Origin of the sequence: Microcystis sp. M179S2, assembly GCF_020245805.1 — a bacterium.
In the GTDB taxonomy this organism is placed as follows: domain Bacteria; phylum Cyanobacteriota; class Cyanobacteriia; order Cyanobacteriales; family Microcystaceae; genus Microcystis; species Microcystis aeruginosa.
This window is the reverse complement of record NZ_JADBUE010000047.1, coordinates 1-26,566: the sequence shown is the minus strand read 5'-3', so window position 1 is coordinate 26,566 and position 26,566 is coordinate 1. Positions and strand designations below refer to the sequence as shown.

Here is a 26,566-nt window from a genome sequence, read left to right as displayed (position 1 = left end):
TTAAGAAATGTTACAAATTACATGGGTACATTAAGAAAAGTTAAGGGGGTACATCCATTGATGGATAAGGGTTTTGGGCTATTATGGTATATATGTATGGGGGAAGTTCAGATATAAAAGTCCTGGCTTTTTTTAACGTCTGTCTATGGTCATACCGTATGTTGTTTTCGTCCTAAATACGATAGTTATGTGTTAGAAAAAATAAAAAAATATCATTCTAGAGAAGAATTTATACCTCATATATGTCCTGGTCATCCCACTACAGCTTCTGGTTGCAGTTTTAGCAATGATAATGACTTTTTCTATTATGCTGGTTTGTATGCCGCCGCTTTTTTATACGCTTTTGATGTCAAAGATACTAAGCTACAATTAATTGACAAAGAATGGATTGTTTTTGATTCTAAATTCGTTTATTTTGATTTTGCTACCTATTTTTATAATCATCAAGTTATCCCGATTAAATTACCGATCCCAAAATTTATTGATTCCAATAATACATCAGTATTAAAACCAACAGAAGGGGTAGAAATAAACGATCAAGATCATACTAATTATCAGCAAGCTTCCCAATACTTAAATGAGATAAGAAGGGAAATTAAAGACGGTTTACTTGACCAATAATAGAGTAAATCAGGAGAATAAATGGCTCTCTTGTCCTTTATGTAATAAGTTTTACTAATTAAATATCCGTTCTTTAACAATATCTTGATTTTTTTCCTAAAAACAAGAGATGCCTAACGCACTCTACCTAAAATTTTCTTAATAAATAGGCTATGAGCAATGTTTTTTTTTAGCACCAAAATAGGATTCTGACTAGATACGGTTTTTCCTTAGAGGTGACAATAAAAGAGCAGCAGAGGTGATGGTTTCGCCGGTTGTGCTTGTTAAAGGTATCTTGCTTATACTACACTTGTAACATCAATAGGTTTAGTATTCGGGAGAAAAAATTATGCGGACAATCACACGCACCACCACTACCGATATGGAAGTCACCAGCATTCGTCTGGAAAGAGTCCTCAAGGACAAGCTGAAAGAGATTTCCGGCAATCAAGGATATCAAGCACTCATTCGCGATGTCTTATGGAATTTCGTTCAGCAAAAATCAGGAGATTATCGACCTCAGTTTTGTGCTGGCGATATAAGGGCAGTATTTAACGCTACAGCTAGAAAAAATGAGATTTGCGCTCTTACAGGCAAGTTAATCCCCGCTAATGAAACAATGTTGTTAGGTTTGACCATCCATGGCGATTTAGTCCCGTTGAGTATGGATAGTTATACCAATTAAATTAAAATAAGTTTGACTAGGGTGGGGCAGAATCCAGTATAGTTAGTCCTCACCCAAGGGAGATGGGAAGTGGGAATTATAAATTTAAATTATCAATTATGAATTGAGAGGTGGGGAGTTTTTTGCCGTGAACAGTGAACTGATAACTGATAACTGATAACTGATAACTGATGACTGAAGCGATTTTACGAGTGGTTTTAATCAATCCGCAAATTCCGCCAAATACGGGGAATATTGCCCGTACTTGCGCCGCAACGAGGACAGAATTGCATTTAGTTGGTCCTTTGGGTTTTGAAATTAGCGATCGCTATCTGAAGCGGGCCGGCTTAGATTATTGGCCTTATGTAAAACTTATGTACCACTTGACAATTAATGACTTTTGTGTATATCAACAAAAGAGCGGCGGAAGGGCGATCGGGTTTACAGTGCGCGGCAGCAGTAGTTATGTGGAATACAGCTATCAAAGCGGAGATTGGCTACTTTTTGGCAGTGAAACCGACGGTATTCCGGCAGATTTATTAAATCAATGTGATGACACGGTTTATATTCCCATGGCAGAACCGGGGGTGAGAAGTTTAAATCTTTCCGTTAGTGTGGCCATCGGATTATTCGAGGCCAGACGACAATTGGGATTTATTCGTTAGTGGGACATTTTGCTATATAAACAGAGCAAATAAACTAAATTGAGCAAAAAATCAGAAAATTGCTTTTATTTAGCTCATTTTTGCCCATATCAGGAAAAATAGAGATCGCAGTCAATTTTGTCCGTAATAACAGCAAGAAATTATGTGGATTATCCTAGAGCAAATTAATTGTTGCTCCTTGCTAACTACATAATTTATTGAAAATAAAAAGGCAAGATGAGGCTCATGAATATCTTCGACCTTTCTCCCAATACTTTTCGCAATTTACAGCTTTTTAATCGGCAAAAATCCAGCTCTGGCTTAACTCAAGTCGAGATGTTAGTTACCCTAATTTTATTAGGAATTCTCTTAACTCTTGCCCTTTCTGTTTATCATCGTTTAATGGCTTGGATTCGCTTAAATATCGCCACCTTTGAAATATCACAACAGTGGAAACATACCCGTTATCAAGCCACAGGAGAAGGTTTTCATCCCCTATCTTTGTGCATGGCAGCCAGTGAAACCGAACAGATTAAAGTGGCAAAAGTACAAGGAGACGAATGTGAAAATGTCACCGATTGGACTCCCATCACTCGTGGTGTTAGCATCGATACTGATAATTCTACCCTACGCCGAGTTAGTGGACCTGTCGGTAATCAAGGGACAATTTATCGCGCTAGTTGGGCCGATACAAAGGGGGGTTTAGGGGGTTCTTGGGGACAGTTGGGCAGAATTACTTTAGTTGCTTCCGGTACACCCGACAAACGCTGTTTATTTTTATTCCGTGTTGATGGTAGTTGGGATATTCGTCAAGATGATAGCTGTGTGGGTTAAAGCTGATTTAAAACTAGGGAATCAGGCGATCAATTTGTTGAGCTAAATCAAAATCTAAGTTACTTAAACCTCCCACTTCATGGGTAGTGAGGGAAAGAGTGACGCGATTGTAATTGATGGTAATATCAGGATGATGACCTAGGAATTCAGCTGGAGTAACTAAGCGATTAACAAAAGCGATCGCTTCGATAAAATTGTTAAATTTAAAAGTTTTTTCAATCCGTTGATCTCGTAACTGCCAACCCGGGATAGTCTGTAATTGTTGAGAGATTTCTCGATCGGATAAACGAGTAGCGGGTAAAGAGAGGACTAATTGACCAGTTAACCCAATCATGAAAGCGATCGCTATTGCTAAGAATTGGTTCAACATTGAAGACGCTGCCGTAGTTGTGGTGAGCGGAAAAAGTGATCGATCGGGAGAGCATAATGTCGACAGAGCCACGCTCAAAAATCTACAATCCTGACTGATAGCTTTTCTGGGGGGAAACTTAGACGGTTTTCAGTCCGTCTGGGAGTACACTAGAAAATACCCATTTATTCCATCGAGCCGTTCATGATTATTTCCGTCGTAGCACTGAAGGGAGGGGTCGGGAAAACCACCACATCGATTCATTTGGCCGCCTATTTTCAAGAAAAAGCGCCCACCTTATTGATTGATGCGGATAAAAATCGTTCGGCTCTCCATTGGTCCCGGGAAGACACCCTTCCTTTTATGGTAGCGTCCCAAGCTGGAGCGACGGGACTGGTGAAACAATACACTCATATTATCGTCGATACCCAGGCCCGGCCGGAGCCAGACGAGTTAAAAGATTTAGCTCAGGGCAGCGATTTATTAATCCTACCCACCACTCCCAATCATCTCGATATCGATGTCACGATTAAAGCGGTAGAATTGCTGTCCACGATGACCGATAATTATCGAGTTCTTTTAACCCAAGTGGATTCACGGACAAAAACAGGACGAGAAGCGCGGAAAGCTCTAGAAGAAGCAAAATTACCCGTATTTAAGCGAGAAATTCCCCGTTTAGTTGCTTTTGAACGAGCGGCCGAAAAGGGAGTCATCGTCAAAGATTATCCCGACCCCCGGTCGAATTTCGGTTGGCTTTGTTACCAAGCGGTCGGTAAAGAAATTTTTGCCCTCATGACATAAATTGTTAAAAAAGTTAATATTAATATTTGTGTCATTTTTCCCCAAAAAGATACTTAATCTGCATGGGGACTTTTTGTAATCTTCCGTTAAGCGTTCACTCCTAAATCGGTAAAGTCTGAGACAATCAAAAAAGTCTGACTGTAGGAGAACCCTCTATGAAATTGGCCTATTGGATGTATGCGGGTCCCGCTCATATTGGCACTTTAAGGATCGCCAGTTCCTTTAAAAATGTTCATGCTATCATGCACGCTCCTCTGGGAGACGATTATTTTAACGTCATGCGCTCGATGCTGGAAAGGGAGCGTAATTTTACCCCCGTCACTGCTAGTATTGTCGATCGTAATGTTTTAGCCCGGGGTTCCCAAGAAAAAGTCGTCGATAATATTGTTCGCAAAGATCGCGAAGAAAGTCCCGATTTAATCGTTTTAACTCCCACCTGTACCTCCAGCATTCTCCAAGAGGATTTACAAAACTTTGTCGAAAGAGCGCGACAGGATGCCGAGGGGGATGTGCTGCTGGCCGATGTCAACCACTACCGCTATAATGAACTACAAGCGGCCGATAAAACTCTCTATCAAATTATCAAATATTATCTCGATAAGGCCCAGAGAAAGGGGGAAATTATCTCGCAGAAAACCCCTAAACCTTCGGTTAATATTATCGGTATTACCACCCTCGGTTTCCATAACCAACATGATCGCACGGAATTAAAGCGGTTAATGGCAGATTTGGACATTGAAGTTAATGAAATTATTCCCGAAGCTGCCTCGGTGGACAACTTAAAAAATCTGCCCCGCGCTTGGTTTAATCTGGTTCCCTATCGAGAAGTGGGATTAATGACAGCCAAATATCTCGAAAGCGAATTCGCTATGCCCTACGTTGATATTACCCCCATGGGAGTAGTGGAAACAGCGCGCTGTATTCGCAAAATCCAAGAGGTAATTAATCCCCAAGGTGCAGCAGTAGATTACGAAGATTTTATCAATGAACAAACTCTGCATATCTCCCAAGCTGCTTGGTTTTCTCGTTCCATTGACTGTCAGAATTTAACGGGCAAAAAAGCGGTGGTTTTTGGTGATAATACCCACGCGGCCGCTATGACAAAAATTCTCGCCAGAGAGATGGGAATCCATGTGGTTTTAGCGGGTACTTATTGCAAGTATGACGCGGATTGGTTCCGGGAACAAGTGAGTGAATATTGCGATGAAGTGTTAATTAGTGATGATAATGGGGCGATAGGAGATGCTATTGCTCGCTTGGAACCAGCGGCGATATTTGGTACTCAAATGGAACGTCATGTGGGCAAACGTTTAGATATTCCCTGTGGAGTAATTGCCGCACCTATTCATATCCAAAATTTCCCCCTCGGTTATAAACCTTTCTTAGGTTACGAAGGCACTAATCAGATCGCCGATTTGGTCTATAATTCCTTTACTTTGGGTATGGAAGATCACCTATTAGAGATATTCGGTGGTCATGATACAAAAGAGGTAATTACTAAGGGTATTTCGGCAGATTCTGACCTAAATTGGAATAAGGAAGCGACGGCAGAATTACAGAAAATACCCGGTTTTGTGCGGGGGAAAGTTAAACGAAATACCGAAAAATTCGCCCGGGAGCGAGGTATTGGTGAAATAACTTTAGAGGTAATGTATGCGGCTAAAGAATCCGTAGGAGCTTAATTATTTCTTGGGGCTGAAAGTTAACAGCATTCAGCCCTTTTTTTTAGTTATTTACTTAATCCCTTAAGTATTCTTTCTTCTACTCCTTTCCCCTGAATTAACACTCCAAATCCTCCTAAACCGGTGGGATTGATTAATTGATGTAAGGCATCTCGACGCTGAAATATAGTTAATATATCGATTTTTCCTTGAGAAAGTTCCTTTAATCTATCCCCTAATCCCAAAGCCATTAAAAATAATCCTTGCTGAGTAAAACCGAGATTTTTTAAGCCTAATTTCTCCCCTTGACGTTGTAAAGCGGTAAAATCCACATGAGTGGTAATATCTTGTTCTCCCACCCACAAATAAGCATGATCATGACGCTGATGTTGTCGATAACATTGTAGGGTTCCTTGACTTCTTTGGGGATGATAATATTTTTCGGCAGTGTAACCGTAATCTATGGTTAAGATATAACCTCGATCGAGTTTCCGATTAACGGTTTCTAACCAGTCTAAAGCTAATAAGTTTACCTCAGTTTGATAACCCTCCCGATAAAGTGGTGAAGGAATATTTATCCCCACTAAATCAAAATAGTCTTTGATTCTGTCGGTGGATAAATCTGCGATAATCTCCTGAAAAGGTTCCCCCAATCCCAGATAAATTTCTCGCAATTCTCCCGACTCGATCACAACTCGATGGACAGGAAAAGCATCGATTAACTCATTACTAAACACACAACCCACAAGGGAATTATCGGCTAAATCCGGCCAACTTTGCCAAGATACCGGGGAATATCCCGCTAAAGTTGCCTGTTGTCTTTCCCTGAGTTTCTGAGATTGTTCGATAATTATATAACTGAGATTTTGATAAAAATCAGCATAGCTATCACTTAAATAATCAAGGATATCCTTCGCTAAAATTCCCGAACCTGCTCCCACTTCCACTAAAGTAAATCCTCGCGAATTGCCCAAAAATTCCGCCATCTCGACAAATTGCTCTGCCAACAATTGGCCAAAATCTGCCCCTAGGGACGAGGAAGTAAAAAAATCTCCTTTTGAGCCAATTTCTACTTTTCCAGCGGTGTAATAGCCATAATCGGGGTGATAAAGAGCTAAATCCATCCAGCGCTCGAAGCTAATTCGACCCGCCGCTGATTGTTTAATTTCCTCTAGGATGATTGCTTCTAAATTCATTTTGATCAGGGAATTATGAATTATGAATTATGAATTATGAAATGGGAATTATACTAAATCCAGTTACTAAAGACTGATTATCTATTCCTTCTTTTGCCTGAGTGCCTCTTGCCTTTTGCCCATCCTTATAAGTAGGTAGGCACAATTATTTGTAGGATGGGTTAGCGGTAGCGTAACCCATGCGGGCGTTGGGTTTCATGCTTCAACCCAACCTACGTTCATTTTATATTTAATTCCACCCACCTACTTAAGTAGCCTATACTCAACGGATTTAGTATTAGTAAACAGTAATCATTGATCAGTAAACAGGTATAAAGATAAAGATAAAGATAAAGATAAAGATAACTAACTAATTAACTTAAAACTTACATCTGATCACTGATAACTGATAACTGATAACTGATAACTGATTTACTCTCCCGCATGATAGGAACTGCGGACTAGGGGGCCAGAGCTAACCTGAGAAAACCCCATTTTTTGGGCAATTTCTCCCAACTCGCTAAATTCTGCGGGAGTCCAATATTTCTGTACGAGCAAATGTTCCAGAGAAGGACGCATATATTGACCAATAGTAACTCGATCGCAGTTGATCGCGCGTAAATCTGCCAAAGTCTCGATAATTTCCTCTTTTGTCTCACCGTGACCGACCATTAAGCCAGATTTCGTCGGAATTGACCGATCGATTTCCTTAACATAACGCAAAACCGCCAAAGAGCGATCGTATTTAGCCCCGCGTCTAACCGGTCCTTGCAAACGGCGCACCGTCTCGATATTGTGATTGTAACAGGCAGGTTTTGCCCCTACCACCGTCGCCACCCGTTCCTGTTGACTTCCCTTACCTCCAGCAAAATCCGGGGTTAACACTTCAATTAAAGTGTGGGGATTGAGTTCGCGAATGGCTGTCATCGTCCGCACGAACCAACTGGCTCCGCCGTCTTCCAGATCATCTCTGGCTACAGAAGTCAAGACAACGTAACTTAAATTTAACAATTGCACCGCTTCTGCCACTTTTTGCGGTTCCTCCACATCGAGAGGCATGGGTGCATGACCCTTATCCACTTGACAAAAAGCACAGGACCGGGTACAGGTGGGACCCATCAACAAAAAAGTCGCCGTACCTTGGGCATAACATTCGCCGCGATTGGGACAGCGACCCTCCTCGCAGATAGTATGAATGTTCCTTTGTTTGATAATGCGCTGAACCGTGGAAATTTCGCTAGATTTGCCGAGCGAACGCCGTAACCAAGGGGGTAAAGAGGTAATTTCCTTGCGCCACTCTGGGGAAATATTGGACATGAGAAGTTAAGTAGGGTGTTGGGGATTTCAGTTATCAGTAATCAGTTATCAGTGAGGGGTTGGGGTTGGGGAGAGGGTAGAAGGGAGAAGGGAGAAGAGAGAAGGGAGAATAAATAAAAGCTGACGGCTGATAGCTAAAAAGCTGATAACCGACTCCCCAAAACGAAAACTTCCTATCTCACCATTAAGATAACTGCTATAAGCTGAGAAAGCGGGTAAAGATCATTGTTAATCAAAAAGGAAACTTAGGCAATGGGACGATGGCAACGGAGAAAAATTTTCAATCTGGTCATTCAAGGATTGGCGGGTTGCCTCTTAGTTAGTATATTTGTTCTTAATTCCCTGCCATCCCTAGGCCAAAATTTTCTAGTTCCATTTGCATCTCCCACGGGGACAAGGATTTTTGTAGCCGGGGATATAGAATATGCTTCCGTGCATCTAGATGGATTTGCCTTATTTCAGATTGCCTCCCAAGATTTTACCGCTTCTGAGGCCCGGGAACTCTCCCCGGTAGAAAGACGGGCTAGCCGCATTGAAAGGGGCTTAAATAATATTATCAATCGGGGTTTCGATCCGACAACCCTGCAAGTAAGTACGGCGACTCTCAATAATTTAACCGTGATTGTGGCCAAGGATAACCAGAATTTACCGCAACAGGTAATTCTGACAGTGACAGAAGTTGATGCCCTGATCGATTCTTCTTCTGTTGGCGATTTAGCGGACAGATGGGTTAAAATCATCCAAACAGCTTTGCTCCAAGCTTGGCAAGAACGTCAGCCCGCCCCTCGTCGGCAACAGGTAATGACTGCCACTATAATTATTTTGGGGCTAACTTTCTTAAGCTGGGTATCAATTTGGTGGCAGAAACACCTAAGAAATCGCTTCAATCTCCTCAAAAAACAAGCTAAAAGTCAATCCGATCGAAATTTACCTATAAATTCCCCCCCCAGAAAAGATCGCTCCCAAGAACCGATTTTAGCCGCTCTAGAAGATTCCTCTAATTTCCGTCAACAGGCTGATATTCAGCGACAACTGACGCTAAATATTCTCTGGAAAAGACTGGCTCTTATTGGACTGATACTGCTTTGGTTTGGCGGAATAGCGGCGATTTTGTATGTATTTCCTGAAACTAGGCTAGAAGGACGGGGAATAATTCGTATTCCTTTACGGATTTTTATTATCTGGTTGCTGCTGACATCAGTGAGCAATATGGTTAATCTCTACGTTAATTTTCGGCTACGGGAGTGGGTAGAGGAAGGCGCGGTGTTTTCCGAAAATTTGGAAAGGAGGATTCTGCGCGCTCCCACTTTATTAGAAGTTGGGCGAGAAATGATCACATTTATCGCCATTTTTCTAGGAATTTTGATTTTTTTGAGTTGGATGGGTCTTTCTTTCGCCTTTTTACTCACGGGAGCCGGTTTAGTGGGAGCATTGCTCACCTTTGCCTTTCAGGATCTTTTAAAAGATTGGATTAACGGTTTTCTGATTGTCTTTGAAGACCAATACACTGTCGGTGATATGATCCAGTTTCAGGAGTTTACTGGTTTGGTGGAAAATATGAGTTTGCGAGCGACTCAATTGCGGGCTGCTGATGGACGTTTAATCACTATTGCCCATAACCAAATTATTAGCGCACACAACCTCAGTAAAGATTGGGCGCGGGTCAATTTTACCATCGAAGTCGCCTATGACACCGAGCCAGATCTGGCGATCGCTTTAATGGCAGCCATCGCTGAAAATATGGCTGTAGATCCACAATGGCAAAAAGATATCATCGATCCCGTGCAGGTTGCTGGTGTCAGTCGGGTTTCTCACACGGGAATGGAAATTATGCTCAGAATTGTCGTCAAAAGATTACGACAATGGGACATAGAAAGAGAGTATCGTCGTCGTCTAAAGATTGCTTTTGAGGAGAAGGGAATTCACATCGGTATCCCCCAACAAAGTTTCCTCATAGCAAAAGATAGAGAGGAATTCAAGGGACAGTTTTAAAGGGGAACATTTTCTATCGGTGGAGTTATAGGCCGTTGAAAGCAGATTTTCCATGACTATCCTTGAATAATATCAAAGCTTCCTTGGTTTTGAATCCGATAAAACAGGAAATCCGCATCGAGGGTGAGAATTTGCCGATACCCAGTCTTTTCAGCTACTAAAACTAGGGTTGCATCTGCCAAGTCCATCGGTCGATCGCGGTATTGCTCCATCAACCCCAACAGGCGACTGAAATCACTTTCCTGAATATTGTAAACCACCAGCAGTTTATCTAAAAGAAGTTGTCCCAGTTGTTTTTGCATTTGCCAACCACCCCGATGCAGCGCAAGGTACATGGCTTCGGTCAGGCATGACCAAGTTGTGACGAGAGGCTTTGCTAAACGCATTACTGTATTTCTGTAGGCTTTATGTTGGGGTTGGGTGCGATCAACCAAACAAAGCAGCACTCCTGCATCACACAGGATCATAGCTCTAGTCCTTGTTGCCGATATTTTTCGAGCAGCAGTTGCTGGTAGTCGTTTATTGGTTCCGGTGAATTGACAGTTAAGCCATCTACGGCTTCAAACCATTGTAACCATCTTTCTATCAGTTTTCCATCAGGCTGAGTGTCAAAGGTTTTGACTCGATATTTATGATCGAGAAGATCAATAAAGTCGCTTACTTCCTGAACAAGGACTTCAGGGAGTTGATCTAGCTTAGAAATTGCAGTTTCTCGAATTGTCACAATCATCACCTCTGCCAAGATTGCTAGTTGGGCAACTTTAAACTAGGTTAGGATAGCTAACCTAACCTAGAAAATTTTTAGGAAGCTAAGGCTACCTCGACTATTTGTTGTAGTTCCCCATTTTGATAGAGTTCGATCATAATGTCGGAACCGCCAATAAACTCACCGTTGATATAGACTTGGGGAATAGTCGGCCAATTGGAATACTCCTTAACTCCTTGTCTTAACTCCTGATCTTGCAGAATATCGACAGTTTCGTAGGAAACCCCCAGAATATTGAGAATTTGTATGACGTTATTCGAGAAACCACACTGAGGCATTAATTTATTGCCCTTCATGAACACAAGAACTTTGTTATTCTGGACTAATTGATCGATTCTGGCCTTAGTTTCGGGTGTCATAGGTCTAGTAGCTAGAATTTGAGCAAGAATAGCCAATCCTGAGACGTGGCATATCCTATTAGTTTAGCACAAGCCGTTGAGATAGCCTTAAAAAGGAAGGTCTTCGTCCTCCTCCAAACTCTCTAAAATTTCGTTAACATCAGGTCTCCCGCGCACGATAGTCATATTTTCCAGAGACTTATTAACTTTAGTTTCTGCGACCGAATTTTCTGGCAGTGAATAACCCATATTGACCACTTCACCATCAAAAGATTTCGCTAACTTTTGAGCGGCCGCCAAAATTTCACTAACATCTACATCTTGATCTAATGTCTCTAAAGATGAATCAAAATTTAAGATTTTTTGGGGCAGTTCTGTGCTAGGAGTTTTTGGGTTTCCCGATGCAGTGATCTTTGCTTCTTTTTTATCGATAATTGCTTCTTTGACCGGGGGAATATCCACCACGGTCATAACTTTATTTTCGGGGGTTATTGGTGGAGGTGGTGCGGTTTCTGGTGGTGGTTGTATCGTGGCCGCCGGGGATGGGGAAACTTCCGCAGCCATGGCAGCAGTGGCGGAACCTACCTGTAAATGAACTTTAATCCGGCGCTGAAAAACTGCCTCGAAAGCTGACTCAATATTAGTCAAGCGTAGCCGGGCCATTTTTAACAATTGTTCCGAAGATATGCTTAAATAAGCGCTCGATTCTTCCATACTAAAAAGACTGCCGTGCTGACGTAGGAGAGTGCGAGTAGTGGGGGGTTCCATTACTTCTAAAACCTGCTGCCAAATTTGTTCATGATTGTCATCACTGGTAACAGTTTTAACCTCAGTTTTCGGCACTGCGACGCTAGTTGTCGGGGTGATAACCGCCGGTTTGATCGGTTGATTAACTGGCCCCGGCGCTGTGATCACTTCCGGGGGCCTCTCGACGCTGGTTTGGGGACGGGAAGGCGCTGCCGTGGCAACTGGAGGAATCATCTGTGCTTGTGGTAACAGTCCTAAGAGAGTGACTTCTAACCAGAGACGGGGTTGAGTGGTGTTTTTTAGTTGCGTTTCGCTGTCTTTAAGCAGTTGTTGACCACGGAGAATTTCCTCTAAAGACCAAGTACGCGCTTCCGTACACAATTCCTGCCAAGTGGGAGCAGTGACAGCGACCATTTCTGGACGATTAGGGGCGGTTTTGGCTAAAAGTAGGTTTAAATAGAACCCCGCTAGATTTTGCAAGACGATTAAAGGTTCCTTACCGCGATTCATCAGATGGCGACATTGTTCGATAACTTGATCGGGAATATTGCTATGAATGACTTTAAGTAGGGTTAAGAGGTCTCTTTCGGGGACTGCACCGACCAAATCCCAGACTCGCTCGGCCGTAATCGTTCCTGCGAGTAAACTTAATTGATCAAGAAGACTTTCGGCATCCCGTAAACCACCGTTAGCGATCTGAGCCACTAGGGTTAATGCTTCTAGGTTAATATCGATCGCTTCTATTTGGGCGATTTTTTGCAGGTGTGCCACCATCGCATCGAGAGCAATACGGCGATAATCAAAGCGTTGACAACGGGAGATGATGGTAGGCAAGACACGCTGAGGATCGGTGGTAGCAAGCACAAAAATCACTCGATCCGGCGGTTCTTCCAGAGTTTTCAGCAAAGCATTAAAGGCCGCCGTACTGAGCATATGGCATTCATCGATGACATAGACTTTATAACGACATTGGACGGGGGCAAATTGCGATCGCTCGATAATTTCCCGAATGTTATCCACACCGGTATTACTAGCGGCATCAATTTCGATCACGTCTAAAGCGGAACCATTGGCGATCGCTTGACAGACGGAACACTTACCGCAGGGAATCGGTGTCGGATGGTCACTAGACAGACAGTTGAGGGATTTGGCTAAAATTCGCGCCGAGGAGGTTTTCCCCGTGCCTCTGGGTCCAGTAAATAGGTATGCAGGGGCGATTCGCTCACTGATTAAGGCATTACTCAAGGTCGTGGCGATCGCTGATTGTCCCACCAAATCGGCAAAGGTTTGGGGACGATACTTATGATGTAGAGGTTCGTAGGTCATGACTGGCTGAAAACTTTTTCCCCACCCTAGAGACTACTATTATCCTATCCCGATTCTTTTTCAACACGAGAACAAGTGTATGCTTTTTATCTAGCCAGTTGGCGTTGTCAAATTGAAAGATGCTCCGAATCAGCACCGGAACTGAAATTACTTTGATAGGAAAGATGCCATGGCATCTTTCCTATAGTGTTTAATGAACGAATAGTGCCTTAGGGCGGGCTTAAGTGGGGAACAAGAGTCGCTCGATTTAGCAGTGGAATATAGCTAGGTAATAGCTGTAGGGCTAATTCATGAATTAGCCCTACAATAGGCGTTGTCGGCGTTGTCAAATTGAAAGATGCTCCGAATCAGCACCGGAACTGAAATTACTTTGATAGCAAGGATTGCATTCCATCTTTCCTATTCTGATCTGACAACGCCAGCCAGGTTTAATGCGCGATTTGCATCACGAAAATGGCAATTTGGCTAAGGCATCTAATAAATTGTATTAATAACTACAATTTCGCCGATAAAATCTGCCGACTATCTTAAGTATGCCTAAAGACAGCGCCACTAATCAGACCAACTGCTTATGACTGAATCGACAAAAACCCAATGTCCTTACTGTGGAGTAGGTTGTGGTTTGACAGTCACCCCCCCCGCGTCGGCCGGACAAGCATGGAAAGTCTTCGGGGACAAGTCCCACCCCTCCAGTCAAGGTATGGTCTGTGTTAAAGGGGCCACCGTAGCGGAATCGATCGATAAAAATCGCCTCAAAACCCCGATGATCCGCGATTCTCTCCAAGAGCAATTTCGTCTTTGTACTTGGGAAGAAGCCCTCGATCGCATCGTTAACCAGATGCAAACTCTAATCGCTCAGGGGGAAAAGGAAAGTATCTGTCTATACGGTTCGGGACAATTTCACACCGAAGATTACTACATCGCCCAAAAACTGGTCAAGGGCTGTCTGGGAGTCAATAACTTTGATGCTAATTCCCGTCTCTGTATGTCTTCGGCCGTGGCCGCTTATCTGGACAGTTTCGGGTCCGACGGTCCCCCCTGCTGTTACGATGACTTGGAATTAACCGATTGTGCCTTTTTGGTGGGGACAAATACGGCCGAATGTCACCCCATCATCTTTAACCGTCTGCACAAGTATCTCAAAGGCAACCAACAAGCGAAATTAATCGTCGTCGATCCCCGCAGCACCAAAACCGCCAAGGCCGCTAATCTCCACCTAGCCATTAACCCGGGGACCGATATTGACCTATTTAACGGTATTGCCCACCTGTTACTGAATTGGGGTGCGATCGATACCTATTTTATCGATAAATGCACCCGGGATTTCCCCAAATACGCCGAAATTATCCGCCATTATCCCCCGGAAATAGTCGCCCCTAAATGCGGTATCCCCATCGAGGATTTAGAACAGGCTGCCCGCTACTGGGCCGAATCGAAAAGAGTGCTTTCCCTCTGGTCGATGGGCATCAATCAATCTAGGGAAGGCACGGCCAAAGCCCGCACTTTAATCAATTTACACCTAATGACGGCTAATATCGGTAAACCGGGGGCCGGTCCTTTTTCCCTAACCGGACAACCCAACGCCATGGGGGGAAGGGAAGCCGGCGGCCTCTGCCATCTTCTGCCCGGTTATCGTTCCGTCAAAAATCCCCAACACCGGGCCGAAGTGGAACAAGCTTGGGGTTTACCCGCCGGTCGGATTTCTCCCGTCCCCGGTCGCGATGCTTGGAGTATGATTACTGGTTTGGAGACGGGAGATGTCAAACTTCTCTGGATTGCCGCCACTAATCCGGCCGTTAGTATGCCTGATCTAGAACGCACCAAGGCCGCCCTGTTAAAATCACCTTTTACTATCTATCAGGATGCCTACTATCCCACAGAAACCAGCGCCTACGCCCATTTATTACTGCCAGCGGCCCAATGGGGCGAAAAAACGGGAACAATGACCAATTCTGAGCGCGTGGTGACGTTAAATAAAGCTTTTCGCTCTCCCGTCGGTCAAGCTCAGGCCGATTGGCAAATTTTCGCGGAAGTTGGTCGCCGTTTGGGGTTTCAGGCACAATTTAATTTTCAGGATTCGGCCGAGGTACATTCCGAGTTTATTCGCTTGACATATAAACGTCCTTGTGATATGACGGCGATTAATTATGATCGCCTGGCCGAGACTCCCCGACCGTGGCCCGATTCCATCGATGAAATTTCCGCTCCTAAAACCGCTAATTCCGGGGAATTACTGGGGAATTTAGTTAAAGATGACGATAAAAGCGAAAAAACAGCCGCAAAACGCCTTTATACCGATGGTAAATTTAATACTGCCGATGGTCGTGCTGTTTTCGCCGCCTACCACAGTAAAGGTTTAGCGGAACCCCCGGACGAGGAATATCCCCTAGTGTTGACCGTAGGGCGTTTGTACGGTCACTGGCACACCCAAACCCGCACCGGCCGCATCGAGAAAATTGTCAAAATGCACCCCGCACCTTTTATAGAAATTCATCCCCAAGATGCGGCAAAATTGCACATAGAAGCTGGGGAATGGGTGGAGGTGCGTTCTCGTCGAGGTTTTGCCCGTTTTCCCGCTTTAATTACCAAAGCAATTGCTCCTAATTGTGTCTTTGTGCCGATGCACTGGGGGGCTTTATGGGCAGAAAATGCTGAGGCTAATAGCCTCACCCATCCGGCCGCTTGTCCGATTTCCCTGCAACCGGAATTAAAAGCTTGTGCCGTCAAATTAATCCCGATCAAGTCTTTAGTTAATGCCGAATTATCTCCCGGTCAATTTCTGGCAACTCCCTAATCAAATTTGGCTTTCCCTTTGATGGTGATGGGTGGCGATTGTGATCAGCTTATAGAGAATTGGTATAACTTTATTGGGGACAATCGGCAATTTTATCCTTAGTTTCTTTGAGTTCCTCTCGAACAGCTTTACATAATTCAGGACTAAATTGAGCGTCTTTGAGACTTTTAACAGTTTCAAGTTGTTTGACTGTTAATCCGATCACTTCTTTTAGCTTTGCACCGGTAAAATCTGCACCGGTTAAATCGGCATCTTTTAAAATTGCACCGGTTAAATCGGCATCTTTTAAAATAGCATCTTGTAATTGTGTGCCTATTAAATGCGCTCTTGGCAATTCTGCCTTTTCTAAAATAGCATCTCGTAAATCTAAGCCATCTAAAACCTGATCGGATAAGTCAGCTTCAGACAAATCTGACTTAGGTTCAATTTTATAAGCTCGCTTAAATAATATTCGATATTTTTTATCATCGACCTTGCTAATTGTTCTCTGATCGTAAATAGCTTTATCTAATTTCGCTCCCTCCAAACTAATACCTGTTAAATTAACTCCAATTAAATTAGCTTTTTCTAGAATAGTATTTTTCAATCCTTTCTGACTAATCTTGGTTAAATCTACACAGGATAAGTTGATTTTAGTTAAATCTCGATCGGATAAGTCGATGCCGACCAAGTTGATTTTTGCTTGACAATCCTTAAGATTCTTTGGTAAATCAATTAATCCTTTATAATTGTTCGATGTCGGAAACCAACTTAGGTTTTCTATTTTTGATTTCGATGGATCTTTAAAAATTAAAGAAGATTGCATCCGTCGAGTAATAAAATAAACTACTTTTAAAAATTCTTCATATTTTTTGGCAACTTCATTAAAGTTACTGTTGGTTATCTCAAAATTTAACTTGGTTTCTTCATTAATTAATGCTCCCTTAAAATTAGTTCTGCTATCAACTTTAACCTTAATTAAATTTGCTCCTCTTAAGTCAGCATTTTCTAAGTTAGCACCGCTTAAATCGGCTTCCGTAAGATCGGCATAACTCAAGTCGGCGTGTTCTAGGTTAGCCTGTCTTAAATCCGCTTGTTTTAGGTTAGCTTCTTTGAGATTTGCCATCATTAAGTTAGCATTAATTAACACTGCGTCTTTTAAATCTGCTAATTCTAAAATTGCCTTAATTAAAACTGCATCCTGTAGATTGGTTTTAGCATCCAGATAGCTTTTTAAACGAGCATTTTTAAGATCAGCTCCGATGAGGGAAGCTTTTTTTAGATCAGCACCACTTAAGTTAGCACCTTGAAGTTTGGCAAAGTTCAGGTAAGACTGACTAAGATTACTACGGGATAAATCGGCTTTTAGCAGTGTGGCAGAACTTAAAATAGCTCCCTGCAAATCAGCACCAATCAGGTTGACTTTCTCCAATTTAGCCCCAGTAAGGTTGACTCCTTGTAAAGCAGTTTTTTCCAAATCTCGATTAGATAAATCTATTCCCACTAAATCTCCAGGATTGTCGGGATTTTTATTTTCAATATAATAAGCTTTAGCATCTATTAATTTTTGAGGTTTAACATCCAGTTTCGTTTCTTTATCAAAAAGAACACCCTTTAATTCAGTTTTATCTAATTTAGCCCCCTCTAAATTCGCCCCTCTTAAATCAGCACCCTCCAGATTTGCACCTGTTAAATCCACTCCTCTTAAATCAGCTTTTCGGAGATCTGCGCGTGTTAGATCGGCATCTTTTAAGTCCTTCTGTGCTGGCTGCAAGTCTCTTTTTAGGGGATTAAAAGAGCTAATTTTGTAAAACTTTGCCTGATTGAAAAAGATGCTTTTATCGAGTTTAGTACGATCATCGTAGATCGCATGATCGATCTTAAAACCTTTCAAGACAGCACTGGTAAAATCAGCCCCTCGGATATCTGCGTAGGTTAAATCAGCGTCCCTCAAATCAGCATTAATTAACTTGGTATTTCTGAGATTAGCGTGACTTAGCTTCGCTTTTTGTAAATAGGTGTTGCTCAGATCTACTTCCGGTAAATCTGCTTGGTTTAATTGGAGAGACTTACATTCATTTTTAATATCTTTTTCGTCTTTTTCACGATCACAGATTAAATATTTTTTTTCTTCTGATGGATACCAATTAAAAGGTTGAGTATTAAAGTTATATATGGCATTTTCAACACGTGCATCTTTTAAAGAAGTGTTCAGCAGATTAGTATTTCTCAAATCTGCATTAGATAAATTAGCTCCCTCTAGATTAGCATTGGTGATCTTTGCTCCATTTAAAATGGCATTGGACAGGTTAACATCCTGTAAATTTGCCCCTCTTAAATCGGCTCCCGTTAGGTCAGCTTTTCTGAGACTCGCTCCAGTTAAATCGGCCCCCTCTAGATCGGCATCCTTGAGGTTTGCTCCGTCAAGATTGGCATTCTGTAATTGTGCCTTGGATAGATCATTATTTGACATATCAACTCTGGGTAGATTAGCTGATTTGAGATTTACCCCCACCAATCTGACACAATCCTCTTGCATCCCAACTTTTGTTAATAGCCAAGTAAATATATTTTCTGGCATTTTACAACCACTACTGAGAGACTCCAAGGCATCAATTCTTCCGTTACTAGCAGGATCTTCTTTCGCTGAACGGAGAACAGTCCAAGCATCATTATTCTCTTGCGCTCGTCGTTTATCCGTTTCCCACCAATAGGTGATTACACCAGCAAAAATCCCTAAAGCGGTAACAATTGAGGCTATTTTGAGGATAAGCTCAAAATCAGTCCAATCAAATCGGTATTCATTTAATAAATTTTTGCATTCTTCTGGGGATAAGCCACTATCTTCTGATAGCTTTTGTAAATCGATGGCTTCTTGAATAGGGTTTTTCGCTTTTTGCTTAATTTCTTTTATTCTCTTTCTAATTTCTTCTTCCGATAAAATCTTGGTTTGTTTTAGTAAGTCCTTATATTCATCTAAAGAAAAACCCAAAAAATTAGACTCGGACAGTTCTTTTAAAATCCTTAACTTTTTAATATTATCTTTTTCATCTTTAATGCTGTCTAATTTTTCATCAATCTTTTCCTTGATACGCTGATTAAAATATTTTTGGATCTCGTCAAAACTTTCTTTCTGCTCCGTTGCTATACGATGTAGAGCCAGAGTTCGCTGCGGTTCTGGCAAGGGGATAATCCTTTCCAGTTTACCTTTGATTTCTTCATATTTTGGGTTGTTCTTATTACTCATTTTCCTGTCCTCCAGCTAATACTAGATCACGAAAAACACAATAGAAATATACTAGATCGGCAAACTTATCGTTAAGAAGGGTTGCTCTTGATCGCCTTAAGGCTGAATTTGTTTAATAAAAAAATCTATCTGATCGGGGAACCTTTTTTGTGCAGATAACGTCCTGTTTACACCTATGCTATCTAACTAGCCTAAAAAAAACAAGCCGATCAGCAGGATGCTTAATTTTTCTTCAACAAAAAGCCCGAATTATCAGGCATTTAACCACACTATTCTCATTCCGAGATTTCGATCGAACTCACCGCTCTTTGCCAACGTTTTTTCCAGTGGCTAGTCGGTTCTAAGTCACAGAGAGCCTGTTCGCTGCGACGACGTTGTATAATCACTTCGGCTGGGTCGGTTAGAGTCGCGTCTCGATAGGGAATAGCGGCCTTAGTTTGCAGATGTTCCCGTTCCTGTGCCGATAAAGATGGGGGTAAGGACAAAAAACTGGCTATTGTCCCCGGCGATCGCCGACCGACGCTATCGGTGGCCCCAATCTGCAATCCTGCTAATTGTAAAGCCCTTCGCACCGAGGCAGCACAGGAATAGGTGACTAAATAACCCGTCGGACTCAGGCATTTCGCCACTAAAGCTAAAAACTCCACCGTCCACAGTTGCGGACATTTACCCGGGGAAAAGGGGTCGAGAAAAATTGCCTCCGCTTGAAAACCCGCCTCAATCACCTTGGTTATCGTCTGTCGCGCATCCCCGATTAACAGTTTAGCCGTGAGATTAGGCAGGTCTAGCCGGTGATTATGGGCAAAATCATTTAAATATTCGGGAATTGGTTGACTCCAACTATTTAAGAGATTTTCTCTAATAGCTGCTAGGGGAACCACTCGATCGCTTTCCAAAGCTAATAATTCTACCCGACAATCCCCCCTAACTTGCCAAATGGCCGCTAAGGCCGCGGCGCTATTATACCCTAAGCCGTAACAAATGTCAAGAATTTTCAGATTATTGCTCTGGTCTGCTTTTGCTGTCAGACGACTAGAGAGGATAAATTTTTTCTCAGCCTCTTCCCTTGCCCCAGAGGTAGAATGATAACATTCGCCGAATTCGGTCGAAAAAAAGGTATAAGAACCATCCTCAGTGACTTTTTGCGGGTAGGCTTCGGGGGAGACAAGCATGGTGATGGAGAATGTCTTTGAGATGAATATCGGTTTCCAGCAGGCAAGCGTGACCACTATGGGGCAGAATCGTTAATTTTGCCGCGGGTAACTGCTGAATTAGGCGTTTAGCCTCCGCTACCGATGGTAACAGTCGGTCGCCTTGACTGGCTATCACTAACACCCCCAATTGCAGACGTTTTAACTCGCTGGCACTAACCTGAAACCGTTGTAACTGGGATAAACGCCAGCTAATCGTCTTCAGTGGGACGTATTGCATGGCTTTGAGGAGAGAGCGGCGATCTTCCCGGGATATTCGACCCAGAGCGGCCAGAAAGGGTAAAATAGTTAGTGCCGAGCTGCCTTGGATGAAATCGGGCATCATCTGGGTGATACCGATTCCCAAGCTTAAAAGAGGTCTTTGATTAAAAGAAGAAGCAGGGTTAATTAAAATCAGTTTTTTAATTAATTTTGGTGATTTTGTTGCTATTTTCAAGGCTAAACAGCCGCCAAAAGACTCACCGCAGAGATAGACTTTTCTCGATTGTCGCTTTAATTCCTGTTCCAATAAAGCGATCACGAGGGTGCTTAATTCCTCCCAATCACCGAGATATTGCGGGGAAATCACCAAACAACGTAGATCGAAGTAAGGGGCAAGGTTTTTAATCTGACGATAGTATAGTTGGCCGCTGCCATCCATTCCGGGTAAAAATACAAACAGGGGATAATCGGGACGGGGATGACGGGGAATAATCCAACTGACAGGTTGTTCCATGGTGCGAGAAGCGCGATCGATGTTAAAAAAGTTTTTTCTGGTTATCTATTTTAAGGATAATTAATATTAGAGAGATTGGCCAATTTTAATAGTACGATTAACTCCCAACTTATGGATTGTTTCTCCCTGCTCCCCAACCCCTGATAACTGATAACTGATAACTGATAACTGATTAACTGAGCCAAATTTTTAGGCCGCCGCTAAATTAGCAGCCACGAAATCCCAATTAACCAACTTAGTTAAAAAGTCGCTGATGTAATCGGGACGACGATTTTGGTAGTCGAGATAATAAGCGTGTTCCCACACATCCATAGTTAAGAGGGGAACCTGTCCGGCGGTTAAAGGATTGTCAGCGTTGCCGGTTTTGGTAACTTTGAGAGTACCGTTATCGAGAACCAACCAAGCCCAACCACTACCGAATTGAGTAGCGCCCGCAGTTTTGAAAGCTTCGACAAATTTCTCGAAACTGCCGAAATCTGCCTGAATTTTATCGGCTAAAGCACCAGTAGGCGTGCCACCACCCGCCGGTTTCATGCAGTCCCAATAAAAACTATGATTCCATGCTTGGGCGGCATTATTGAAAACCCCAGCTTTAGAGGCATCACCGGCAACCTTAACGATAACTTCTTCTAAAGAGAGAGCATCGAGTTCCGTATCTTTGACCAAACCGTTATAGTTATTGACATAAGCGGCGTGGTGCTTGTCGTGGTGGAATTCTAGGGTACTTTTGGTGATACAAGGCTCTAAGGCAGTGTAATCGTAGGGTAAAGGGGGAAGTGTGTAAGCCATGTGTTCTCTGTATCCTCTCTTGAGAGCTTGTTTAAGGTAGTGTTGTTAACCTTTTGTCAGTATTCAGCTTAACCAAGACGAATACCTTTGCAATAAAACTTTACACCCTCAATCATAGCACCGAAGGAGACTTGATCAGTGATCACTGATCGATCAGCTTTTTTCTGCCATCTCCCTTCTCCCCCATCACCTCAACTCCCATCGACCATCTCCTAAATCCTGAGAAGATCACCAAACAATGTTAGAATAATTCCCGTACTGTAGGCGCTTGCAGATTCTTGTGGGCGTGGCAGGGCAGGCGAAAAACGATTCCGTTCGGAATTAGACCAAAAAAGCTCCACTGGAAACAGCAGTAGATTTTATCTCACTGGGTTGACCGGTTGGCACTTCGTCAAATTACGGATCAATACAAAATTATCATTTACAGATCTTTCTTGGTAACTTATGGCACAGCGTACACGCTTAGGTGAAATCCTTCGTCCCCTCAACTCGGAATATGGTAAAGTTTCTCCCGGTTGGGGAACTACCTTGCTGATGGGAGTTTTTATGGCTCTGTTTTTAGTCTTTTTGCTGATTATTTTACAGATCTACAACTCCTCCCTAATTTTAGAAGGATTTAATGTGGATTGGGGTCAGTAAACAGATTCCAACAATCTTGTCGGCATTTTTGGCTGCAGAATTGTCCCTCGGACTTTAGCAGGTGGGTTATTGCCCACCGCGATTTTTTTATTAGGAGCAGAAAAATGAATATTTTTGGGATTGGATTACCAGAAATGGGGTTAATTCTCTTGATTGCCCTGCTAGTTTTCGGACCGAAAAAATTACCAGAAATCGGTCGCAGTTTAGGCAAAACGATTCGAGGATTTCAAGAAGCATCCAAGGAATTTGAAAGTGAATTTAAGCGAGAGGCCCAGCAGATTGAAGACTCGGTAAAAATCAAAGCTGAATTAGAGGAAAGTCAATCTCCTAGGGATCAAACTCGTTCCAGTTAAGAACCGTGTAGAGATAAAAAGGAAGAAGATTGAGCGATAAGTTTATAACCGATACTGGGGAAGATGTAAAATCGAGAATGACCAGAGCCGGAATAAATTGGCAGTTTTACCATAGACCTCTTGTAAAAATCAAAAATTGTTGTTAGGGTCAGGAGTCAGGAGCCGGTCGTCAGGAGACTCCGAGACAGGAGATTATTTTATTTATTCTCCCCACTTCCCCACACCCCACACCCCACACCCCACTTCCCCACACCCCACCTGCCCCCCCGATGTCGGGGGGGTTGGGGGGGCCACACCCTACCCCCACGAAAAACTTTTTCAGCAGACCCTAAGTAGGCAGAATATACCGTCAGTTTGAGAATTCCCAGAAGGCAAGGAAAAAATGACTATTTCCTTGCTATAAGTATTGTAGATGTCAAGAGTGGTAAATGAATGTCTATAGTGGTATCCCCCGAACAAGTCCATCAAATCGTCAACAACCTCCATCACGATCCCTTTGAGGTTTTGGGGGCCCATCCCCTAGAAGAAGAAGGAAAAGTCAATAAATGGGTTGTTAGAGCCTATTTACCGAAAACCACGGCCGCTTGGGTTATTTTACCGTCCCAAAGACAAGAATATCCCATGACGACCGCTTATCACCCCCATTTTTTCGAGTGCGTCATCGATATCGGTGAACTGAACAATTATCAATTACGCATCCACGAGGGAGAACAGGAACGGGTAATCTATGATTCCTATGCCTTCCGTTCTGCCAAACTCAGCGATTTTGATTTACACCTGTTTGGGGAGGGCAACCATCATCGCATTTATGAAAAATTAGGGGCGCATTTAGCCGAAATCGAGGGTATTAAAGGGGTTTATTTCGCAGTTTGGGCCCCTAATGCCCGCAACGTCTCGATTATTGGTGATTTCAATAACTGGGATGGTCGTGATCACCAAATGCGGAAACGTAATAATATGGTCTGGGAATTGTTTATCCCAGAAATCGGTGTTGGCACTAAATATAAATACGAGATCAAAAATTGGGAAGGTCATATTTACGAAAAATCTGATCCCTACGGTTTTGCCCAAGAAGTACGCCCGAAAACCGCCTCGATCGTGGCTAATTTAGATAGCTATACTTGGGATGATAGCGATTGGATGGAAAAACGCCGCCATAGCGATCCTTTAACTCAACCGGTTTCCGTTTACGAATTACACCTCGGTTCTTGGCTGCACGCTTCTAGTGCCGAACCCCCCCGTTTACTTTCTGGGTCCGGGGAAGCGGTTCCCGTGTCGGAATGGAACACTGGGGCGCGCTTTTTGAGTTACTACGAGTTAGCCCAAAAACTAATTCCCTACGTTAAAGAATTAGGTTACACCCATATCGAATTATTACCGATCGCCGAGCATCCTTTTGATGGTTCTTGGGGTTATCAAGTGACGGGTTATTTTGCCCCCACCAGTCGCTACGGTAATCCTGAAGATTTCATGTATTTTGTCGATCAATGTCACCAAAATGGCCTTGGTGTGCTAGTGGATTGGGTCCCCGGTCACTTCCCCAAAGATGGCCACGGGTTAGCTTTCTTTGATGGGACTCATCTTTATGAACACGGCGACCCGCGCAAAGGGGAACACAAGGAATGGGGAACCTTAATTTTTAACTACGGTCGCAACGAAGTCAGAAATTTCCTGGTGGCTAATGCTCTTTTTTGGTTCGATAAGTACCATATTGACGGCATTCGCGTGGATGCGGTGGCTTCTATGCTCTATCTCGATTATTGTCGTAAAGATGGGGAATGGGTGGCTAACGAGTACGGTGGCCGGGAAAATTTAGAGGCAGTGGAATTCCTGCGTCAAGTCAATCATGTAATTTTTAGCTATTTCCCCGGAATTCTCTCTATTGCCGAAGAATCCACCGCTTGGCCGATGGTGTCCTGGCCCACCTATATGGGCGGTTTAGGCTTTAATTTAAAGTGGAATATGGGCTGGATGCACGATATGCTCGATTATTTCGGCATGGATCCCTGGTTCCGTCAATTCCATCAAAATAATGTCACTTTTAGTATGTGGTATAACCACAGCGAGAATTATATGCTGGCTTTGTCCCACGATGAAGTGGTTCACGGCAAAAGTAATATGATTGGCAAAATGCCGGGGGATGAGTGGCAAAAATTTGCCAATGTCCGGGCATTATTTAGTTATATGTTTACCCACCCCGGCAAGAAAACCATGTTTATGAGCATGGAATTTGGCCAGTGGAGTGAGTGGAATGTTTGGGGTGATTTGGAGTGGGGTCTTTTGCAGCATCAACCCCATCAACAGCTAAAACGCTTTTTTACTGATTTGAACGCCACCTATAAGAGTGAACCTGCTTTATATACCCAGGATTTTGGTCAGGATGGCTTTGAGTGGATCGACTGTAGTGATAATAGTCATAGCGTCGTTTCTTTCCTGCGCTGGAGCAAAAATTGGCAGGAGTTTCTGGTGGTGGTCTGTAATTTTACTCCCCAACCCCACAGCCATTATCGCGTTGGTGTACCCCATCCCGGTTTTTATCAGGAAATCTTTAACAGCGATGCGGGTAAATATGGCGGTAGCAATATGGGCAACCTTGGCGGTAAATGGTCGGAGGAATGGTCCTATCATAGCCGTCCCTACTCGATCGATCTTTGTTTACCACCTTTAGGGGTTTTAGTTCTCAAAATCGGTCCTCATGCTTCTGGGGAATAGGGGAATAGGGGAAATGGGGAGATGGGGTGTGGGGTGTGGGAAGTAGGGAAGTGGGGGAATGGGGGAATTCAACTAAAACCCTAAAACCCTAACACCCTAAAACCCCAACACCCAACCCCTAACAAAAAAATTTAGAGGCCATCTTCCAGAAAGTGGCCTCTTTTTTGGGGGAATTTTCCAGAAACTAAGTAGTCGTGCAAAATTAATTTCCTAGTCGAGACAGGAGACAGGAGACGGGAGACGGGAGACGGGAGACGGGAGACGGGAGACGGGAGACAGCTATTAGGGATCGGATTTGAGTTTTCAGTTCACTGTTTCCTCACACCAGAAGTCTGACGGAGTAGTGGCTTAGATGTGTAATTAGGGTCTGCTGAAAAAGTTTTTCCTGGGGGTAGGAGTCAGGAGTCTCCGAGTCAGTAGCCGGTCGTTTCGGGCTTTGTTGCCATTGTTTTTTGTACCAAGCTATGTACTACAAGAAGGATAATGCAAGGTTTTTGAAAGTCCCAATCCTATTTTCTTGCACTAACATCGGACTTTAACAGGTCAAAAGCCTTATTTTAAAAGGGTTTTACCATTATTCAGCAAGCCCTAATTAATTTTGCTTAGGTACTTATTAAGTTGTCAAATTAGCGAGCAGTGTTTGCACCCATTCTTGAGCGAGTTCTTCCACGTTGCCATTACTGTCGAGATGGCTAAGAATATATTTTTGTCGTTGGTGAGCTAATTCCGCGAGACTACCGATTTGACATCCTCACCGCCGTAAACGGACGGTGATTCCCAAACCTCACGATTTGGGTTTCTGCTTCTTTCCCTTGCGGGGTTCCGCACCTGCCTTAACAGATTTACTCTGTTCTGGTCTTATGGTCGCTCTACAGACTGACACCGCAAGCCCTGCGGCCAAAATATTTTTACT

The 26,566-nt window shown here is 43.2% G+C and carries 22 protein-coding genes and 1 pseudogene; 11 read left to right on the top strand and 12 right to left on the bottom strand.

The window, feature by feature from the left end; all coding sequences use genetic code 11:
• The first annotated feature begins 189 nt into the window (after positions 1-189).
• The 4 genes from IM500_RS02595 to IM500_RS02580 all read left to right on the top strand — a co-directional run bounded on the left by IM500_RS02595 (position 190) and on the right by IM500_RS02580 (position 2,742).
• Positions 190-621 (top strand): hypothetical protein, encoded by a 432-nt coding sequence (locus IM500_RS02595; RefSeq protein ID WP_287737589.1) that lies wholly within the window; start codon positions 190-192, stop codon positions 619-621.
• Positions 622-949: 328 nt separating this feature from the next.
• The gene (locus IM500_RS02590; RefSeq protein ID WP_287737588.1) at positions 950-1,285 is read left to right on the top strand and encodes a hypothetical protein; all 336 of its coding nucleotides are present in this window, start codon (positions 950-952) and stop codon (positions 1,283-1,285) included.
• Between the two features lie 170 nt (positions 1,286-1,455).
• Positions 1,456-1,929, top strand: a complete 474-nt coding sequence (locus IM500_RS02585; RefSeq protein WP_190720246.1) for a tRNA (cytidine(34)-2'-O)-methyltransferase — start codon at positions 1,456-1,458, stop codon at positions 1,927-1,929.
• Between the two features lie 225 nt (positions 1,930-2,154).
• The gene (locus tag IM500_RS02580; protein ID WP_190720244.1) at positions 2,155-2,742 is read left to right on the top strand and encodes a prepilin-type cleavage/methylation domain-containing protein; all 588 of its coding nucleotides are present in this window, start codon (positions 2,155-2,157) and stop codon (positions 2,740-2,742) included.
• Positions 2,743-2,755: 13 nt separating this feature from the next.
• On the opposite strand, the gene IM500_RS02575 is transcribed toward IM500_RS02580, so the two are convergent.
• A complete protein-coding gene (locus tag IM500_RS02575; RefSeq protein WP_147069212.1) occupies positions 2,756-3,112 on the bottom strand; it encodes a 4a-hydroxytetrahydrobiopterin dehydratase in 357 nt (118 codons plus the stop codon).
• Between the two features lie 183 nt (positions 3,113-3,295).
• On the opposite strand from IM500_RS02575, the gene IM500_RS02570 reads away from it, so the two are divergent.
• Both IM500_RS02570 and bchB read left to right on the top strand, forming a co-directional pair.
• On the top strand, positions 3,296-3,892 hold the full coding sequence (locus tag IM500_RS02570) for a nucleotide-binding protein (protein ID WP_147069211.1): 597 nt from the start codon (positions 3,296-3,298) through the stop codon (positions 3,890-3,892).
• 155 nt (positions 3,893-4,047) lie between these two features.
• Positions 4,048-5,574: a ferredoxin:protochlorophyllide reductase (ATP-dependent) subunit B gene (gene bchB / locus IM500_RS02565; protein WP_190720241.1), complete on the top strand. Its 1,527-nt coding sequence runs from the start codon at positions 4,048-4,050 to the stop codon at positions 5,572-5,574.
• A gap of 47 nt (positions 5,575-5,621) precedes the next feature.
• Here bchB and IM500_RS02560 read toward each other — a convergent pair whose 3' ends face one another.
• Complete coding sequence (locus IM500_RS02560) at positions 5,622-6,749, bottom strand: class I SAM-dependent methyltransferase (protein WP_190720238.1); 1,128 nt, start codon at positions 6,747-6,749, stop codon at positions 5,622-5,624.
• Positions 6,750-7,160: 411 nt separating this feature from the next.
• Positions 7,161-8,045: a lipoyl synthase gene (gene lipA / locus IM500_RS02555; protein WP_287737587.1), complete on the bottom strand. Its 885-nt coding sequence runs from the start codon at positions 8,043-8,045 to the stop codon at positions 7,161-7,163.
• 252 nt (positions 8,046-8,297) lie between these two features.
• On the opposite strand from lipA, the gene IM500_RS02550 reads away from it, so the two are divergent.
• Positions 8,298-10,037 (top strand): mechanosensitive ion channel family protein, encoded by a 1,740-nt coding sequence (locus IM500_RS02550; RefSeq protein ID WP_287737586.1) that lies wholly within the window; start codon positions 8,298-8,300, stop codon positions 10,035-10,037.
• 56 nt (positions 10,038-10,093) lie between these two features.
• Here IM500_RS02550 and IM500_RS02545 read toward each other — a convergent pair whose 3' ends face one another.
• The 4 genes from IM500_RS02545 to IM500_RS02530 form a co-directional block, all read right to left on the bottom strand.
• Positions 10,094-10,504: a type II toxin-antitoxin system VapC family toxin gene (locus IM500_RS02545; RefSeq protein ID WP_061430883.1), complete on the bottom strand. Its 411-nt coding sequence runs from the start codon at positions 10,502-10,504 to the stop codon at positions 10,094-10,096.
• Positions 10,501-10,767, bottom strand: coding sequence for an RNA-binding protein (locus IM500_RS02540; protein WP_002761993.1), 267 nt, complete (start codon positions 10,765-10,767; stop codon positions 10,501-10,503). The genes IM500_RS02545 and IM500_RS02540 overlap by 4 nt, the downstream gene beginning before the upstream one ends.
• A 71-nt stretch (positions 10,768-10,838) precedes the next feature.
• Positions 10,839-11,162, bottom strand: coding sequence for a Grx4 family monothiol glutaredoxin (gene grxD, locus IM500_RS02535; protein WP_002780647.1), 324 nt, complete (start codon positions 11,160-11,162; stop codon positions 10,839-10,841).
• Positions 11,163-11,249: 87 nt separating this feature from the next.
• Positions 11,250-13,214, bottom strand: coding sequence for a DNA polymerase III subunit gamma/tau (locus IM500_RS02530; protein WP_287737585.1), 1,965 nt, complete (start codon positions 13,212-13,214; stop codon positions 11,250-11,252).
• A 571-nt stretch (positions 13,215-13,785) separates the two neighbouring features.
• Here IM500_RS02530 and IM500_RS02525 point away from each other — a divergent pair.
• Positions 13,786-16,008 (top strand): molybdopterin oxidoreductase family protein, encoded by a 2,223-nt coding sequence (locus IM500_RS02525; RefSeq protein ID WP_190720228.1) that lies wholly within the window; start codon positions 13,786-13,788, stop codon positions 16,006-16,008.
• 70 nt (positions 16,009-16,078) lie between these two features.
• Here IM500_RS02525 and IM500_RS02520 read toward each other — a convergent pair whose 3' ends face one another.
• The 4 genes from IM500_RS02520 to IM500_RS02505 all read right to left on the bottom strand — a co-directional run bounded on the left by IM500_RS02520 (position 16,079) and on the right by IM500_RS02505 (position 21,949).
• Positions 16,079-19,234 carry a pentapeptide repeat-containing protein gene (locus IM500_RS02520; RefSeq protein WP_287737583.1) on the bottom strand — a complete coding sequence of 1,052 codons (3,156 nt, stop codon included), beginning with the start codon at positions 19,232-19,234 and terminating at the stop codon, positions 16,079-16,081.
• Positions 19,235-19,509: 275 nt separating this feature from the next.
• Entirely contained in the window at positions 19,510-20,406 is an 897-nt protein-coding gene (locus tag IM500_RS02515; RefSeq protein ID WP_287737581.1) for a tRNA (5-methylaminomethyl-2-thiouridine)(34)-methyltransferase MnmD, read from the bottom strand.
• Positions 20,366-21,160: an alpha/beta fold hydrolase gene (locus IM500_RS02510; protein ID WP_190720220.1), complete on the bottom strand. Its 795-nt coding sequence runs from the start codon at positions 21,158-21,160 to the stop codon at positions 20,366-20,368. The genes IM500_RS02515 and IM500_RS02510 overlap by 41 nt, the downstream gene beginning before the upstream one ends.
• Before the next feature lie 189 nt (positions 21,161-21,349).
• Positions 21,350-21,949, bottom strand: coding sequence for a superoxide dismutase (locus IM500_RS02505; RefSeq protein WP_190720218.1), 600 nt, complete (start codon positions 21,947-21,949; stop codon positions 21,350-21,352).
• Positions 21,950-22,393: 444 nt separating this feature from the next.
• Between IM500_RS02505 and psbH the strand changes: the two genes are divergently transcribed.
• The 3 genes from psbH to glgB all read left to right on the top strand — a co-directional run bounded on the left by psbH (position 22,394) and on the right by glgB (position 25,653).
• Positions 22,394-22,588: a photosystem II reaction center phosphoprotein PsbH gene (gene psbH / locus IM500_RS02500; protein WP_002736544.1), complete on the top strand. Its 195-nt coding sequence runs from the start codon at positions 22,394-22,396 to the stop codon at positions 22,586-22,588.
• A gap of 104 nt (positions 22,589-22,692) precedes the next feature.
• On the top strand, positions 22,693-22,941 hold the full coding sequence (locus IM500_RS02495; RefSeq protein WP_002743526.1) for a TatA/E family twin arginine-targeting protein translocase: 249 nt from the start codon (positions 22,693-22,695) through the stop codon (positions 22,939-22,941).
• Between the two features lie 432 nt (positions 22,942-23,373).
• Positions 23,374-25,653, top strand: a complete 2,280-nt coding sequence (gene glgB / locus IM500_RS02490) for a 1,4-alpha-glucan branching enzyme (RefSeq protein ID WP_190720213.1) — start codon at positions 23,374-23,376, stop codon at positions 25,651-25,653.
• Positions 25,654-26,437: 784 nt separating this feature from the next.
• Here glgB and IM500_RS02485 read toward each other — a convergent pair.
• Positions 26,438-26,566, bottom strand: a pseudogene (locus IM500_RS02485) (RNA-guided endonuclease TnpB family protein); the annotation flags it as partial.